At 59.1% G+C, this 16,502-nt stretch carries 14 protein-coding genes; 8 read left to right on the plus strand and 6 right to left on the minus strand.

Going from position 1 to position 16,502, the window contains the following annotated elements:
* Nucleotides 1-119 precede the first annotated feature (119 nt).
* Nucleotides 120-1,898 carry an ABC transporter transmembrane domain-containing protein gene (locus tag NN484_RS18385; protein ID WP_215502421.1) on the minus strand — a complete coding sequence of 593 codons (1,779 nt, stop codon included), beginning with the start codon at nucleotides 1,896-1,898 and terminating at the stop codon, nucleotides 120-122.
* A 256-nt stretch (nucleotides 1,899-2,154) separates the two neighbouring features.
* Between NN484_RS18385 and NN484_RS18390 the strand changes: the two genes are divergently transcribed.
* Nucleotides 2,155-2,334 (plus strand): PA1571 family protein, encoded by a 180-nt coding sequence (locus NN484_RS18390; protein WP_025111047.1) that lies wholly within the window; start codon nucleotides 2,155-2,157, stop codon nucleotides 2,332-2,334.
* 177 nt (nucleotides 2,335-2,511) lie between these two features.
* Here the strand turns inward: NN484_RS18390 and pdxB are convergent, their stop codons facing one another.
* Nucleotides 2,512-3,654, minus strand: a complete 1,143-nt coding sequence (gene pdxB, locus NN484_RS18395; protein ID WP_215502420.1) for a 4-phosphoerythronate dehydrogenase PdxB — start codon at nucleotides 3,652-3,654, stop codon at nucleotides 2,512-2,514.
* A gap of 308 nt (nucleotides 3,655-3,962) precedes the next feature.
* Between pdxB and NN484_RS18400 the strand changes: the two genes are divergently transcribed.
* Nucleotides 3,963-5,372, plus strand: coding sequence for an MATE family efflux transporter (locus tag NN484_RS18400; RefSeq protein WP_215502419.1), 1,410 nt, complete (start codon nucleotides 3,963-3,965; stop codon nucleotides 5,370-5,372).
* Nucleotides 5,373-5,504: 132 nt separating this feature from the next.
* Here NN484_RS18400 and tusA read toward each other — a convergent pair whose 3' ends face one another.
* Both tusA and rlmM read right to left on the minus strand, forming a co-directional pair.
* On the minus strand, nucleotides 5,505-5,756 hold the full coding sequence (gene tusA / locus NN484_RS18405) for a sulfurtransferase TusA (RefSeq protein ID WP_025111044.1): 252 nt from the start codon (nucleotides 5,754-5,756) through the stop codon (nucleotides 5,505-5,507).
* A gap of 163 nt (nucleotides 5,757-5,919) precedes the next feature.
* The gene (rlmM, locus tag NN484_RS18410; RefSeq protein ID WP_025111043.1) at nucleotides 5,920-6,993 is read right to left on the minus strand and encodes a 23S rRNA (cytidine(2498)-2'-O)-methyltransferase RlmM; all 1,074 of its coding nucleotides are present in this window, start codon (nucleotides 6,991-6,993) and stop codon (nucleotides 5,920-5,922) included.
* 222 nt (nucleotides 6,994-7,215) lie between these two features.
* Between rlmM and acnA the strand changes: the two genes are divergently transcribed.
* On the plus strand, nucleotides 7,216-9,957 hold the full coding sequence (gene acnA, locus NN484_RS18415) for an aconitate hydratase AcnA (RefSeq protein WP_215502418.1): 2,742 nt from the start codon (nucleotides 7,216-7,218) through the stop codon (nucleotides 9,955-9,957).
* A gap of 424 nt (nucleotides 9,958-10,381) precedes the next feature.
* Here the strand turns inward: acnA and NN484_RS18420 are convergent, their stop codons facing one another.
* The gene (locus NN484_RS18420) at nucleotides 10,382-10,870 is read right to left on the minus strand and encodes an SRPBCC family protein (RefSeq protein WP_215502417.1); all 489 of its coding nucleotides are present in this window, start codon (nucleotides 10,868-10,870) and stop codon (nucleotides 10,382-10,384) included.
* A 196-nt stretch (nucleotides 10,871-11,066) separates the two neighbouring features.
* Between NN484_RS18420 and NN484_RS18425 the strand changes: the two genes are divergently transcribed.
* The 5 genes from NN484_RS18425 (at nucleotide 11,067) to NN484_RS18445 (ending at nucleotide 14,331) form a co-directional block, all read left to right on the plus strand.
* Entirely contained in the window at nucleotides 11,067-11,987 is a 921-nt protein-coding gene (locus NN484_RS18425) for an ADP-ribosylglycohydrolase family protein (protein WP_215502416.1), read from the plus strand.
* A 56-nt stretch (nucleotides 11,988-12,043) separates the two neighbouring features.
* Complete coding sequence (locus NN484_RS18430) at nucleotides 12,044-12,448, plus strand: lysozyme inhibitor LprI family protein (RefSeq protein WP_127650214.1); 405 nt, start codon at nucleotides 12,044-12,046, stop codon at nucleotides 12,446-12,448.
* A gap of 308 nt (nucleotides 12,449-12,756) precedes the next feature.
* Complete coding sequence (locus NN484_RS18435; protein WP_215502414.1) at nucleotides 12,757-13,362, plus strand: hypothetical protein; 606 nt, start codon at nucleotides 12,757-12,759, stop codon at nucleotides 13,360-13,362.
* Between the two features lie 9 nt (nucleotides 13,363-13,371).
* Nucleotides 13,372-13,578 carry a helix-turn-helix domain-containing protein gene (locus NN484_RS18440; protein WP_003226632.1) on the plus strand — a complete coding sequence of 69 codons (207 nt, stop codon included), beginning with the start codon at nucleotides 13,372-13,374 and terminating at the stop codon, nucleotides 13,576-13,578.
* Nucleotides 13,579-13,659: 81 nt separating this feature from the next.
* Nucleotides 13,660-14,331, plus strand: coding sequence for a hypothetical protein (locus NN484_RS18445; protein WP_215502413.1), 672 nt, complete (start codon nucleotides 13,660-13,662; stop codon nucleotides 14,329-14,331).
* A gap of 80 nt (nucleotides 14,332-14,411) precedes the next feature.
* On the opposite strand, the gene mrdA is transcribed toward NN484_RS18445, so the two are convergent.
* Entirely contained in the window at nucleotides 14,412-16,304 is a 1,893-nt protein-coding gene (gene mrdA, locus NN484_RS18450; protein WP_215502412.1) for a penicillin-binding protein 2, read from the minus strand.
* Nucleotides 16,305-16,502 lie beyond the last annotated feature (198 nt).

The following is a 16,502-nucleotide window of genomic DNA, read 5'->3' on the forward strand; positions in this document are numbered from 1 at the left end:
TGTAGGTTCTGCCGAAGGTTCGGGCAGTGCTCGGACGAGCTTTTGCTTCAAAAAAATGCCCGCATGAAGATGCGGGCATTTTTTAAGCAAGATCAAAAGATCGCAGCCTTCGGCAGCTCCTACACTGCCACTGCGTGACCATCATTGAACTGCAACGACGCCAGCCGCGCATACAGTGGACTGCTCACAATCAGTTCTTGATGGGTACCGATCGCCACCAGTTTGCCCTGATCCATCACCGCGATCCGGTCGGCGTTTTTCACCGTGGCCAGGCGATGCGCGATCACCAGCGTGGTGCGGTTGTGCATCAGGCTGGGCAAGGCTTCCTGGATCAAGTGCTCGCTCTGCGCATCGAGGGCGCTGGTGGCTTCGTCCAGCAGCAGGATCGGTGCGTCCACCAGCAACGCACGGGCAATCGCCAGGCGCTGACGCTGGCCGCCGGAAAGACCGAGGCCGCCATCGCCCAAATGCGTCTGGTAACCGTTGGGCATCTTCTCGATGAAGTCATGGGCGTGGGCGATTCTCGCCGCTTCCTTGACCTGCTCCAGCGTCGCGCCTGCATTACCGTAACGAATATTTTCTTCGACGCTGCCGAAAAACAGCGCGGGCGATTGCGAGACCAAGGCGAAATTGCGACGCAGATCCAACGGGTCAAGGCTGGTCAGCGGCACGCCGTCGATCAGGATCCGCCCTTCAATCGGGTCGTAGAAGCGTAACAACAGGTCATACACCGTGGACTTGCCAGCGCCGGATGGCCCTACCAGCGCGAGGGTTTCGCCGGCGCGGATGGTCAGATTCAAGCCGTTGACGGCGTAGCTTTCGGGACGCGACGGGTAGGCAAAGCGCACATCCTGCAATTGCAGTTCACCCTTGATCCGCTCCGGCAAGGTCACCAATCCGGTGGTCGGTGGCAGGATGATATTCTGCGAGCCCAGCAGTTCGGCGATCCGCTCGGCGGCACCCGCCGCACGCTGCAGTTCGCCGATCACTTCGCTCAAGGTGCCGATGGCACTGCCGACGATCAGGCTGTAGAAGACGAACGCGGCCAGTTCACCACCGGTGATGCGCCCGGCAATCACGTCCATGCCGCCGACCCACAACATCACCGCCACCGCGCCCAGCACCAGCACGATCACCATGGTGATCATCCAGGAACGCTGAAAGATGCGCTTGCGTGCGGTGTCGAACGCATCCTCGACGGTCGTCGCGAAACGTCGCTCATCCTGCACCTGATGGTTGTAGGCCTGCACGGTCTTGATCTGGCCCAGGGTTTCGGAAACGTAGCTGCCGATATCGGCGATCCGGTCCTGGCTCAGCCGCGACAGATTGCGCACGCGCCGACCGAAAATCAGAATCGGCGCGACCACGAACGGCAAGGCAATCACCACGATACTGGTGAGTTTCGGGTTGGTGACGAACAGCAGGACCACCCCGCCGAGCACCATCAACAGGTTGCGCAGAAACATTGACAGTGATGAACCGATCACTGATTGCAGCAACGTCGTGTCGGCGGTCAGTCGCGACTGGATTTCCGAACTGCGATTGTTCTCGTAGAACCCGGGGTGCAGATAAACCAGGTGGTTGAACACCTCGCGCCGGATATCCGCCACACAGCGCTCACCGATCCACGACACCCAGTAAAATCGCGCAAACGTGCCAACCGCCAGGCCCAGTACCATCATCATGAAGATGCCGATGCTCTGGTTCAGTTGGTGCGGCGATTGCGTCATGAAGCCCTGATCGACCAGCAATTTGATCCCCTGCCCCATCGACAAAGTGACGGCTGCAGTGAGGACCAACGCCAACAGCGCACCGCAGACCTGCCAACGGTAAGGCGCCAGAAATCGACTGGTCAGACTCAGCGCTCGACGGTGCCGGGAGGAAAGCTTCGAGATCATTCAGGTACACATCCGCGTTGATGAAAGGGCTGGCCTAAACCTTCTATGGGGCGAAACTCTGTAAATCACAATGAGTCAGGTTAAATATGCCCCCAAAGACTAGGCCATAGTTGCTATTGGTCTAATGCTCCGGTTGAGACGAGCGGTCATTTCTGTTGGAGTGGAGGTGCCGCTTTTGACAGACCCAAGGGTGATGTCACAGCCTGGTCACGTGGCGGTTTTAATCTACGTGCACAACCTGATGAGGAGACAGGCCATGTCCTTGCAACACAGCAGCGAAGACAAGATTCAAGTGATCCGCACCAAGCCCGGCCAACCTCTGGGATGCTCCATTATTGACAAGGATGGGCGTGAAGTACCGATCACTGAAGACATGATCCAGGACGCCTGCCGCGAACTGGAGAAACGATTGGTCAAGCCTGCCGAACAAAAGTGATATAGCCACCGTCTTCCTGACCCGGCCCCCTTTGGCCGGGTTTTTTCTGCCTGGCATTTCACCTACCCCTGTAGGAGCTGTCGAGTGAAACGAGGCTGCGATCTTTTGAAGCAAAAGAGCAAAAGATCGCAGCCTTCGGCAGCTCCTACAGGGTATGAAACAGAACCTACGTGTTTTCTAGACCGCCACCGCCCCCAGCGCCGCCACAATCTGTTGCAACTGTGGCGAGTCCCCTTCGATTCGCACCTTCAGCCCCTCGATCTCGCGTCGCACCGGATACTGTTTGCGCAACACATCGAACGCCGCACGCTGTTCACCGACATTGCCTACAAGACTGCGGCGAAAATCCGCATCGTCGCGGCGCGGGTCATACACCCCACGGCACAACATCGCCAGCGCCCAAGCCGGATCGCTATCGGCGTGCAGGGTCACTTGTGACAGCCACGGTGCCGGCAGCAAGTCACTAAGCTGGATGCTCGCCGGCTGGCCGATGAACTCGCAGTACGCCTGATAGATCTGTGCTGTCCCGCGTTGTTTGCCATCGAGGCTGTAGCCGGCAATGTGCGGTGTCGCCAGCACGCAGAGTTCGGCCAGCGCCACATCGACCTCAGGCTCGGCCTCCCAGACGTCGAGTACGGCTTGCAGGTCTTCACGTTCCAGCAGCACTTCGCGCAGCGCGGCGTTATCCACCACCGGCCCACGCGCGGCATTGATCAACCAGGCGCCGGGCTTGAGTTGCTCCAGACGCTGCTGATCGAACAGGTGCCAGGTCGCGCCGTCACCGCTGCGGGTCAGCGGGGTGTGCAGGCTGATCACGTCGCACTGTTCGATGATCTGCTCCAGGCTGACATAGTCGCCGCCCTCGGCCACCTGACGCGGCGGATCGCAGACTTTCACGTTCCAGCCCAAGCCTTTGAGTACCTTGATCAGCCGTCCACCGACTTCACCGGCGCCAACCACACCATAGGTGCGTTGCGTCAGATCGACGCCTTCGATTTCGGCGAGGGTCATCAGGCTGCCGAGCACGTAATCGACCACACCCCGGGCGTTGCAGCCAGGCGCGCTGGACCAGGTGATCCCCGCCTCGGCGAAATAATCGAGATCCAGATGATCGGTGCCGATGGTGCACGTGCCCACGAAACGCACCCGGCTGCCTTCCAGCAACGCCCGGTTGACGTTGGTTACCGAGCGCACCAGCAACACATCGGCCTGTTCGACCGTCGCACGGTCGATGGAACGACCCGGCACCCGGCGGATCTCGCCGAAACCGGCAAAAAAAGCATCGAGCAGCGGGATATTTTCGTCGGCAACAATCAGCATGGCGGGCTCCTTTGGCGGATCGGCAGTTTAGGTGCAGATCCACCGTTGGGCCAGCGCAGACTGCACTGTGGCGAGGGAGCTTGCTCACGCTGGACTGCGCAGCAGGCGGAAAGTCTGCAATCGGGATTTCCTGCTCCACCACGCCGAATGGTTTCGGGGGCGCTTCGCACCCCAGCGGGAGCAAGCTCCCTCGCCACAGTGGATGGCACGGATGATTACAAATCCGCAACAGAGGATTTTTCCTGACTGTCACGTCAGCGGCGTAGAATGCGGCGCCTTGCGCATCAACACCTGTGGACGCTTTGCCTGTGAATTCTGCAACTGAACAACCTGTCGCCGCCTCCCTCACCCGCCCCGCGCGGATTCGTCTGGAGTTCAAGAACCTGCTCGCCCTGGCGTTGCCGATCATCATCGCGCAACTGGCGACCACGGCCATGGGCTTCGTCGATGCGGTGATGGCCGGCCGCGTCGGGCCAAAGGATTTGGCCGCCGTGGCACTGGGCAACTCGATCTGGGTGCCGGTGTTTCTGCTGATGACCGGCACCCTGCTCGCCACCACACCGAAAGTCGCCCAGCGGTTCGGCGCCGGCACCCACAGCGAGATCGGCCCGATCGTCCGTCAGGCGTTGTGGCTGGCATTGGTGGTCGGCCTGATCGCGACGTCGATGCTGCTCGCCGCCGAGCCGGTGCTGCACCTGATGAAAGTCGATCCCGAGCTGATCGGCCCGTGCATGCAGTACCTGCATGGCATTGCCAGTGGCCTGCCAGCGGTGGCGTTCTACCATGTGCTGCGCTGCACCAGTGACGGCATCGGCCGCACCCGCCCGGCGATGGTGCTGGGCCTGTGCGGTCTGGCGCTGAACATTCCGCTGAACTACATCTTCATTTATGGCCACTTCGGCGTGCCGGCCATGGGTGGCGTCGGCTGCGGCTGGGCCACGGCCATCGTGATGTGGGTCATGGCGCTGGGTCTGGCGGGTTGGGAGCGCTGGGCGCCGGCGTATCGCTCGAGTGAGATCTTCAGCCGCTTCGACTGGCCGCAATGGGCGGTGATCAAGCGGCTGCTGGCAATCGGTCTGCCGATCGGCATCGCGGTGTTTGCCGAGTCGAGCATCTTCGCCGTGATCGCCCTGCTGATCGGTAGCCTCGGCGCCACCGTTGTGGCCGGGCATCAGATCGCGCTGAACGTCAGTTCGCTGGTGTTCATGATTCCGTATTCGCTGGGCATGGCGGTGACCGTGCGTGTCGGCCAGGCCCTGGGGCGCGAAGAACCGCGTGAGGCGCGCTTTGCCGCCGGCGTCGGCATGGGCACCGCTTTGGCCTACGCCTGTCTGTCGGCGAGCATGATGCTGTTGCTGCGCGAGCCGATCGCGTCGATCTACACCGCCGACCCAACGGTGATCCACATCGCGGCAATGCTGATTGTGTACTCGGCGCTGTTCCAGTTTTCCGACGCGATCCAGGTGACCGCTGCCGGTGCCCTGCGCGGTTATCAGGACACCCGGGTAACGATGATCCTGACCCTGTTCGCCTACTGGGGCATCGGCCTGCCGGTGGGTTACGCCCTCGGCCTGACCGATTGGCTCGGCGAGCCGCGTGGCCCAAGCGGCTTGTGGCAAGGCCTGATCGTCGGCCTGAGCTGTGCGGCACTGATGCTGTCGATCCGCCTGACTCGCAGTGCGCGCAAGCGTATTCGTATCAGTCGTTCGATGGGCTAGGCCCTTAACGCAAAACCCAATGTGGGAGCGAGCCTGCTTGCGAATGCGGTGTATCAGTCGCCATTAATAGTGACTGACATACCGCTTTCGCGAGCAGGCTCGCTCCCACAGTAGTTTTATGTGTAGCGGCTGTTACGCGTGCTTCTTGCGGATCCAGTACAGATAAGTACCGGCCTCTTCGTGTTGCCCTACCAGTTCGTGGTCGAGAAACACACAGAACTTGGGAATGTCGCGACGGGTCGAGGGATCGGTGGCAATCACCTTGAGCAGACCGCCAGGCACCAGGTCACGAATGTGCTGGTGCAGCATCATCACCGGCTCCGGGCAATTGAGGCCGGTGGCGTCGAGGGTGCCGTCGACCGGGGTATCGATCATTTCACTCATGATTCACTCCTGAAACTGGCCGGCATTGTCGCGCATTGCCGGGTGTTCGGTCATCTGTGGCGTTACGCCACACCTCCTGTAGGAGCTGCCGCAGGCTGCGATCTTTGCTTTTAGAAGATCAAAAGATCGCAGCCTTCGGCAGCTCCTGCAGAGATCTGCGGTGTTAGCGGGATTTGGCTTTCTTGATGTCATGCCGACGCAGATGGCACGTCACTTCCTCGCGGTCGTGATACAGCTGCTTGCAGCCAATATCGACCTTGATCCCACGGGCCTTGAAGCCATCGGCGATACGTTCGAGCAAGCGCTTCACTTCGGCATAGCGCTGCTTCATCGGCAGCTTGAGGTTGACCACCGCCTCCCGGCAATGGCCCTCACCGATCCATTCTTCGAGCATCGCCGCATTACGCGCCGGTTTCTCGACGATGTCGCAGACCATCCAGTCCACCGGCTGCTTGGGCTTGAAGGTGAAACCGTCAGCCATCAAGTGCTGCACCAGCCCGGTGTCCATCAGGCTTTCAGCCATCGGGCCGTTGTCGATGGCAGTCACCAGCATGCCGCGGTTGACCAGTTGCCAGGTCCAACCGCCCGGTGCCGCGCCGAGGTCGACACCGGTCATGTCGCTGTGCAGGCGCTCGTCCCACTGATCACGCGGGATGAAGTGGTGCCAGGCCTCTTCCAGTTTCAACGTCGAGCGACTGGGTGCCTCACGGGGAAACTTCAAACGCGGAATGCCCATTGGCCACATCGCCGAGTTACCGGCATCAGCCATGCCGAGGAACACTTCGCGGCCACTTTTGAAGGTCAGCAACAGACGCGGCTTGCTGGCGTCCTCCACCAGTTTGCCGGCAGCGGTCAGCGCCTTGCGAAGCGGGCCTTCGAATTTCTTGCAGAAGTTCGACAGTTCCTTGCCGTCGTTGGTGTCGACGACTTCCAGCCACAGGCTGCCGAACACCGGAAAATCGGCCATGTGCGCGAGGATCACGCTGATGCGGTCGTTTTCCGGCAGATCGATGAAAATCCCACGCGCCCATTGCCGCGGGAAAATCAGTTCGGCGAAACGCTGGCCGCGCATCAGGCGCTCGGCGCCGTCTGCTTCGGTGCAGACAAACTCCGCGTACGCAGTGGCCGCTTTGGCCTTGGCGTAACCGGCGACGTTCAACTGGGCGGCGAGGTCGGAAATCTCCGAACAGACTTCGCCTTCGAAACCTGGCCGGCAATGCATGAATAGGGTGTTCATTCTTACTCCTGGGCAGAGGGCGGATATTCGGCCCCTGCGCGATGCTCAAGCCTTGCGGTGAAGCAAAGCCTGTCACGAAAACCGGCGCATGATAGCCGATGTCGGAACCTTGGTTCTCTTCATAGAGTCCAGTTATTAGCCAGCTACTGAAAACAGGGCTACGTTGATAGCTCTTCCCGTCCCCTCAATCCGTAGCCGTGCGGATTCAAAGGAGTGATCGTAATGCCGTCCCTCGATAGTCTGAAGACCCTTAAAACACTGCAAATCGACGACAAGACCTACCACTATTTCAGCCTGCCGGATGCCGCGAAAAGCCTAGGCAATATCGACCAGTTGCCGATGTCGCTGAAAGTCCTGCTGGAAAACCTGCTGCGCTGGGAAGATGAAAAAACTGTCACCGGCGCCGACCTCAAGGCCATCGCCGCCTGGCTCAAGGAGCGCCGCTCCGACCGGGAAATCCAGTACCGCCCGGCCCGCGTATTGATGCAAGACTTTACCGGCGTACCCGCCGTGGTCGACCTCGCCGCGATGCGCGCTGCCATGGCCAAGGCCGGCGGTGATCCGCAGCGAATCAACCCGCTGTCGCCGGTGGATCTGGTGATCGACCACTCGGTGATGGTCGACAAATTCGCCACCGCCAGCGCTTTCGAACAGAACGTCGACATCGAAATGCAGCGCAACGGCGAACGTTATGCGTTCCTGCGCTGGGGCCAGAGCGCCTTCGACAACTTCAGCGTGGTGCCACCGGGCACCGGGATCTGCCACCAGGTCAACCTCGAATACCTCGGACGCACGGTGTGGACCAAGGATGAGGACGGTCGCACCTACGCATTCCCCGACACCCTGGTCGGCACCGACTCCCACACCACCATGATCAACGGCCTCGGCGTACTCGGCTGGGGTGTTGGCGGGATCGAGGCGGAAGCGGCGATGCTCGGCCAACCGGTGTCGATGCTGATCCCGGAAGTGATCGGTTTCAAACTGACAGGCAAGCTCAAGGAAGGCATCACCGCCACCGACCTGGTGTTGACCGTCACGCAGATGCTGCGCAAGAAAGGCGTGGTCGGCAAATTCGTCGAGTTCTACGGTGACGGCCTCGCCGACCTGCCGCTGGCCGACCGCGCGACCATCGCCAACATGGCCCCGGAATACGGCGCGACCTGCGGTTTCTTCCCGGTCGATGACGTGACCCTGGAATACCTTCGTCTGTCAGGTCGCCCGACGGAAGTGGTGAAACTGGTCGAGGCCTACACCAAGGCCCAGGGCCTGTGGCGCCTGCCCGGTCAGGAACCGGTGTTCACCGACAGTCTGGCGCTGGACATGGGCAGCGTCGAAGCCAGTCTGGCCGGGCCGAAGCGCCCGCAGGACCGGGTCTCGCTACCGAACGTCGCGCAGGCTTTCAGTGATTTCATGGACCTGCAATTCAAGCCCACCAGTAAAGAAGAAGGTCGCCTGGAAAGCGAGGGTGGTGGTGGCGTGGCAGTGGGCAACGCCGACCTGGTCGGCGAAACCGAATACGAACACGAAGGCCACACCTATCGCCTGAAAAACGGCGCGGTGGTGATCGCCGCGATCACGTCCTGCACCAACACCTCCAACCCGAGCGTGATGATGGCGGCCGGTCTGCTGGCAAAAAAAGCCGTGGAGAAAGGCCTTACGCGCAAGCCGTGGGTCAAGAGTTCGCTGGCACCCGGCTCGAAAGTGGTCACCGACTACTACAAGGCTGCCGGGCTGACGCAATACCTCGATCAACTCGGGTTTTCGCTGGTCGGCTATGGCTGTACGACGTGCATCGGCAACTCCGGGCCATTGCCGGAGCCGATCGAGAAAGCCATTCAGACAGCCGATCTCACTGTGGCTTCGGTGCTGTCCGGCAACCGCAACTTCGAAGGCCGCGTGCATCCGCTGGTCAAGACCAACTGGCTGGCCTCGCCGCCGCTAGTGGTCGCTTACGCCTTGGCTGGCAGCGTGCGCACCGACATCAGCAGCGAACCGCTGGGCAACGACCAGCAAGGCAACCCGGTGTACCTGCGCGACATCTGGCCAAGCAGCAAGGAAATCGCCGACGCGGTCAGTCAGGTCAACACCGCGATGTTCCACAAGGAATACGCCGAGGTGTTCGCCGGCGACGAACAATGGCAGGCGATCCAGGTACCGCAAGCTGCCACCTATGTGTGGCAGGACGACTCGACTTACATCCAGCATCCGCCGTTTTTCGACGACATTTCCGGCCCATTGCCGGTGATCACTGACGTCAAAGGCGCGCGTGTCCTGGCGCTGCTCGGCGATTCGGTGACCACTGACCACATCTCCCCTGCCGGTAACATCAAGGCTGACAGTCCGGCCGGGCGCTATCTGCGCGAGAAAGGCGTGGAACCGCGGGACTTCAATTCTTATGGCTCACGCCGGGGCAACCATGAAGTGATGATGCGCGGCACGTTTGCCAACATCCGTATCCGCAACGAAATGCTCGGTGGCGAAGAAGGTGGCAACACGATCTACATCCCGAGCGGCGAGAAGATGGCGATCTATGACGCCGCCATGCGTTATCAGGCTGACGGTACGCCGCTGGTGGTGATTGCCGGTCAGGAATACGGCACCGGCTCCAGCCGCGACTGGGCAGCCAAGGGCACCAATCTGCTGGGGGTCAAAGCGGTGATCGCCGAAAGTTTCGAGCGTATTCACCGTTCCAACCTGGTGGGCATGGGCGTGTTGCCGCTGCAGTTCAAACTCGATCAGAACCGCAAGAGCCTCAACCTCACCGGCAAGGAAACCCTGGAGATTCAGGGCTTGACCGGTGTCGAGCTGACGCCGCGAATGAACCTGACCCTGATGATTACCCGTGAAGACGGGCGGCAGGAGAAAATCGAGGTGCTGTGCCGCATCGATACGTTGAATGAGGTGGAGTACTTCAAATCCGGCGGGATTCTGCATTACGTGTTGCGGCAGTTGATTGCCTCCTGAAACCGCGTTTCCCTGTAGGAGCTGCCGCAGGCTGCGATCTTTTGACTTTGGCTTTTAAAAGCAAGATCAAAAGATAGCAGCCTGCGGCAGCTCCTACAGGGGATTTGTACTTTTCTACAGACGAAAAAAAACCCGCCGAAGCGGGTTTTTCCCAAGACCATTATCGACTCCATGTCGGCAGCGATCCTTGCTAATGGTCGATCATCCATGATCCTGAAACACTCCCTGTGTCTCAGTTGATGGGTGTAGATTACGCCGTGGATCCAATCGGCAATAGTCGAAAAAGCTACCATCGCGTGTAAGACATTCGCTATAAAACCCCTTCCGAAAACCCTTACGCCGGTCAGGCATCAAGCATGCAAGCCGCGACTTTCAGTATTCGGGCGGCGTGCTGCAGATCATTGCGGGTCGCAACCTGGCACTGTCAGCCACCGTCACGATCGCGGGTCTTGGCGCTTTCGGCGAGAAACTGTTCCAGTCGACTCAGTTGTTCCTCCCAGCCACGGCTGTCCATGTAATACGCCTCTTTCTGCCGCACATCGGGTATATGCGCAAAACCGGATTCGGACACCTTGAGCAACGTGCCGCCCTCGTAATCCTGCAGCTCGAACTTCACCAGTGTCGTCGGCTCCTGGGAATAGTCGATTTTCGGGTTGACCGCGTATGGGTGCCAGCGAAACGAAAACAATTGCTGCGGCTCGACCCGCTCGACCAGCACGTTCCACAACACGTGTTCATAACCGGGATAGGTGACCTGCCCCTGCGTCCATTCACCGGCAATGAACCGCCTGCCCTCCAGCGCCACACCAAACCACTGACCAAACGCCTCGGCATCGACCAGTGCGCGCCAGACATAAGAACGCGGCGCCTTGAGCGTGATTTTGCGTTCGAAACTATTGGGTACTGGTTTCATACGTCACCTCCTGTTCTGAACAGTAGGCTTGTATGACCACATGTCCAACCTGAAGTTGTATCAAAGGGCTGCACCCATGCAGCACCAAGGAAACATTCGGCGGCATTTCTGTTCGTTGAAGAGCGAGTGTCGAGCACACCCGATCCGGTGAACCTGTTACCTTTTCCAGCGAAATGGAAACAGACAAGGACGAAACATGCGGCCATCCTTACCCGAACGTTATCGCGGCGCCCTGCTCGGCCTTGCTTGCGGTGACGCCGTGGGCACCAGCGTGGAATTCAAGCCGCGGGGCTCATTCCAACCGCTGACGGACATGGTCGGTGGCGGCCCCTTCCACTTGAAGCCAGGGCAATGGACGGATGACACCTCGATGGCGCTGTGTCTGGCTGAAAGCCTGCTGAACAAAAATACATTCGATGCCGCTGACCAGATGGGACGCTATCTCAACTGGTGGCAATGGGGATATCTCAGCTCGACGGGGGATTGTTTCGATATTGGCCTGACCGTCAATCAGGCACTGTCGCAGTACCAGCTCTCCGGTCAGCCATTTGCCGGGGCAACCGACCCGTATACCGCGGGCAACGGTTCACTGATGCGGTTAGCGCCGGTGGTGCTGTTTTACTTTCCTGATATCCAGCAGATCCGTCAGTTCGCCAGCGACAGCTCGCGGACAACTCACGCAGCCCCTGAAGCCATCGAATGCTGTCAATTGTTTGCCGAACTGATCGGCAAGGCGCTGCTTGGCGCCTCCAAAGCAGAGTTGCGCAGACTGCCACTCTCAACCTTCACTCAACCTAAAGTCACCGCGCTTGCTCGAGGCGACTACCTGGCCAAGTCAGTCAGCGAAATTCGCGGAAGCGGCTACAGTGTCGAATCGTTGGAAGCAGCGCTGTGGTGTTTTCATCACACCGACAGTTTCGCCGCGGCGATTCTGCAAGCCGCCAACCTGGGCGATGATGCCGACACCACTGCCGCTATCGTCGGTCAACTGGCCGGGGCCTATTACGGCGTTCGGGCGATTCCTGCCCACTGGCTGGAAATGCTCCATGAAGGCGAGGAAATAGCGGCTACCGCAGATCGCCTGCTCGAAGCATCCCGGTTACGTATCTCTGAATAGAAGCCCCACAGCCGCTAAACTGCTCTGTACCTTCATCCGACACAGTGAGACTACCCATGTCCCCACGCCTGCTCCTGGCCCTGACACCCTTCCTGTTCACGCCCCTCGCCCACGCTGCCGTCGACTGCGCCAACGCCAGCGATCAAGCCACGATGAACCAATGTGCCGGGCAGGAATTCAAGGCGGCAGACAAGGCGTTGAACGCGGTATATCAGCAGATCACCGGTCGTTTGAAGGACAACCCGGATAGCAAGAAGCTACTGGTGAATGCGCAACGGGCGTGGATCGGGTTCCGTGATGCCGAGTGCAAGTTTTCGGCGTCCGGGGTGGAAGGCGGGAGTGTTTATCCACTGATTTACAGCAATTGCCTGACCGGGTTGACCAAGGTGCGGGTCGAGGCACTAAAGCAGTACTTGCAGTGTCAGGAGGGCGATATGAGTTGTCCGGTGCCGGGGGCCTGACTTTGTAGTGGTTTCGAGGGCCTCTTCGCGAGCAAGCCCGCTTCCACAGTTTGAAATGCATTCCAATGCAGGAGCGAGCCAGCTCGCGAAGACGTCCGAACAGTTGACGCAATCTACCGGACAAAAACCTGCGCCGTAGTGATCGCCATCTCCCCCCTCAGGCAACTTGATACTTCCCGTCTGCTTTTTCGTATGGGCGCGGGTCGGCCGAGAATCGGATGCCGGAGCAATAAATCAAAATTAATTATTGTTAATCGATAATTTATCATCGAGAATTCGCTACCCAATTGAAACAACCAGGAATTTTCATGAGTACTCACATCAACGGATTGGCGCTGCAGCGCATGCACTGGATCGGGCTGCTGGCAGCGATTCTAGTCTGGGTTCTGGGGGTGACGGAGGTCGGCGGCAACGCGACGATCTGGTTCTTCAAAAAGGATGAAATGCTGGCGGGTCTGCTCTATGCCTTTGCTGAAGGGTCTCCGCAATTGCTTGACCCGTTTGTCGAGGGAGCGCTGCTTGATCCCGACACCTGGCTGTCGTCAATGGTCACTGCGCTGATCGTTTTTCTGGATTTCCTGCCCGTTGTCCTGTCGGCTTACGCGTTATGGCTAACCGGGTTGTTTTTCCTGCGCTTGTCGCGTGGCGAAACCTGGACCGGCCGCAACATCAGGGTCCTGTGGCGAGTGGGCATACTGTGCATCGTTTCTCCGGCAACCTACCCGCTGGTAGAGACGTTGCAGGGCCTGGCGTTGTCAATAGATCTGCCCCCAGGAGATCGCATTTTTCAGTTCTCGATCGGCCTGTCTTCCGCTTCTGCCTACGAGATAATCAAAGGCGTATTGCTCTGCATATTTTCAATTATCATGCGTGACGCAAAAGTACTCAGCGATGAGCAAAGTCAATACATATAGAACAACATAATGACCATTATCGTCCGCCTTGACGTTGTCATGGCCACGCAAAAAATTCGCTCGAAAGAGTTAGCCGCCCTGCTGGGCATCACCGAGGCCAACCTGTCATTGCTGAAGAATGGCAAGGTCAAGGGCGTGAAGATGGCCACCCTCGATAAACTCTGCGCTGCGCTCGATTGCCAGCCGGGCGATCTGCTGGAATACCAGAAAGACTGAGCCTTGCTGACAGCGATTTATTTATCGCGCACCTCAACCGTTTAACTTCTATTCAATCCTTAGTTGCAAGGCGTCTTTGTCATGTCCCGTTATTTGTTCTGCGTCCTGTTAATGCTCACAGCGTTGCTTGGCGGTTGCGCCACGCAAATAGACGTAGCACTTAATGCAATACCTGATCCGGACTATCAGTTCGACCGACATGCACCTGTGCTGGTGACCTCGGCAAGCGGTACCGATGAGAACGCACTCAATGCCCGCTACTATCTTCGTGACATGGTCAACGCACTGAAAGACAGGGGGTTCCAGGAAGTCTATACCGACACCAGCCTGCCCCGGAATCACGCGCCGATCAAAATGACCATCACTTTCGATATCGGCAGCCGCCAAGTGTCTTACCGCTATACCGCTACCGACTATGGGCAAGTGCCGACCAGCACTTCGACGGTGTGCAAGAACAGCAAGAAGAAAGATGACCGACTGACCTGCACCAGTACGCCCAATACGACCTACGGCCCGGTGGGTACTTCTGAGCGAATCGGCTACACCACCCTCAGTACCTTCATTGCCACCGCCCGGGATGAGGCGAGTAAACGCACGGTGTACCTGCTTCGGGCCTCGTCTTATAACGAGGACTGTCAGGCAGCCAAGGTCGAAGCGTTTCTGGTGGAGCAAGGCCTGCAGAACCTGAACTTCCAGGACCGGATGCAACGCAACTACAGCGTCACGATGCCCGAGGGTTACAGCTGCAAATAGTCAGCAACCCAAACATCTGTCTCGACAGCTTCCAGCACAGGCTCAACCTGCGTGAGCCGGTGCTGTGAGACTGATCCCGGTTACACGTGCGGATCACCCGGTGGCTTGGCTGGCGCGGCGTATTGCGGCTTGAGGTGGCCGTCCTGGTCCAGTAGCCAGGCGTCCATGATCTGTCGAACCACAGGGCCGGCCACCCGACCACCGGCCTCACCGTTTTCGATCATCACCGAGATCGCAATCTTCGGGTGTTCCGCCGGGGCGAAGCCGACGAATAAGGCGTTGTCACGGTGGCGTTCGAGGGTTTTCTCACGGTTGTAGCGCTCGCCCTGTTTGATCGCCACCACTTGCGCAGTACCACTCTTGCCGGCAATGCGGTATTGCGCACCGGCCGCAGCGGCGCGGGCAATGCCGCGGGCATCGTGCATCACCATCTGCATGCCGTGGTTGACCTGATCCCAGTCGCGCGGATTCTTCAGCAGGATGTTGGGCATTGGATGTTCGTCGACCGGTGCCACGCCATCGACGGTCTTGGCCAGGTGCGGACGGTTCCATACCCCCTTGTTGGCGATCAGCGCAGTGGCCTGGGCCAACTGCAGCGGCGTGACCTGCATGTAGCCCTGACCGATGCCGAGAATCACGGTTTCGCCGGGGAACCACGCCTGACGGCGTGTGGCGCGTTTCCAGGCCTGCGATGGCATCAAACCGGGCGACTCTTCGAACATGTCCAGCGAGACTTTTTCGCCGAGGCCAAACATGGCCATGTAGTCGTGCAGGCGATCGATGCCGAGCTTGTGCGCCAGATCATAGAAGTAGGTGTCGTTGGACCGCATGATCGCCGCGTCCATGTCCACCCAGCCGTCGCCGCTGTGGTTCCAGTTGCGGTACTTGTGATCGAAATCCGGGAGCTGGTAATAACCCGGGTCGAAGACTCGCGTCTGCGGAGTGACCACGCCAGCATCGAGACCGGCAATCGCCACCTCTGGCTTGATGGTCGAACCCGGTGCGTACAATCCGCGCAGCACACGGTTGAACAGCGGCCGGTCGATGGAGTCGCGCAGCGCCGAGTATTCCTTGGAGCTGATACCGGTGACGAACAGGTTCGGGTCGAAACTTGGGTTGCTGACCATGGCCAGTACTTCGCCAGTGGACGGATCCAGTGCCACCACCGAACCACGTCGATCCCCCAGCGCCGCTTCAGCAGCCTCCTGCAGATTGACGTCGAGGCTTAGCACGATGTTTTTGCCAGGCACCGGATCGGTGTGTTTGAGCACCCGCAACACTCGGCCCTGGGCGTTGGTCTCTACCTCTTCATACCCAACGTGGCCGTGCAGCTGCGCTTCGTAGAAGCGTTCGATACCGGTTTTGCCGATAGATTGCGTGCCACGGTATTCAACCGAGTCCAGCGTCTTGGACTCTTTCTCGTTGATCCGACCAACGTAGCCGATCGAATGCGCGAAGTGCGGACCCAGCGGGTAATGACGAACGAACTGCGGTTCGACATCCAGGCCTGGCAGACGGAATTCGTTGACTGCCAACACGGCGATCTGTTCTTCCGTCAGTTCGTAGAACAGCGTCACCGGGGTGAATGGATGACGGGACTGCTTCATGGCCTTATCGAAAACGGTGCGGTCTTCGGCGGGCAAGTGCAGAAGATTGATGACCTCGTCCAGCTCCTGATTGACGTCAGTGGCGCGTTCGCGGGTGATGACCAGGTTATAACTGGGACGGTTATCGGCGAGCAGCACACCGTTGCGATCATAGATCAGGCCGCGAGTCGGCGGGATCGGCAAGACGTGGACACGATTGTTTTCAGAGATGGTGGAGTGGTAGTCGTATTCCACCACTTGCAGGATGTACAGGCGAACCACCAGCGCACAGCTGATAGCGAAGACGAATAGAGCACAGGCAATCAACCGTTTGTTGACCAGGCGCGTCTCTTTTTCGTGATCCTTGATCGGGATAGGTTCGGGCATTTCTACAGCAACTCTTTGACAAAAATTGAGTGCCGATCCGTGGGCATGACGTCAGTCCGTTAAAAAACGAGCTGCACCATACCAAAAACCGAGTAGTCACTTCAGAAGGTTTTTCCCCAATGGCGGCCCGTGGCGACGGTTGGAACGCCCGTACCTCGCGCTGGGTGCCTTGCCTGGCAAGCAAAAAACTTTTCTGCG

The organism is Pseudomonas serboccidentalis (genome assembly GCF_028830055.1).
In the GTDB taxonomy this organism is placed as follows: Bacteria; Pseudomonadota; Gammaproteobacteria; order Pseudomonadales; family Pseudomonadaceae; genus Aquipseudomonas; species Aquipseudomonas serboccidentalis.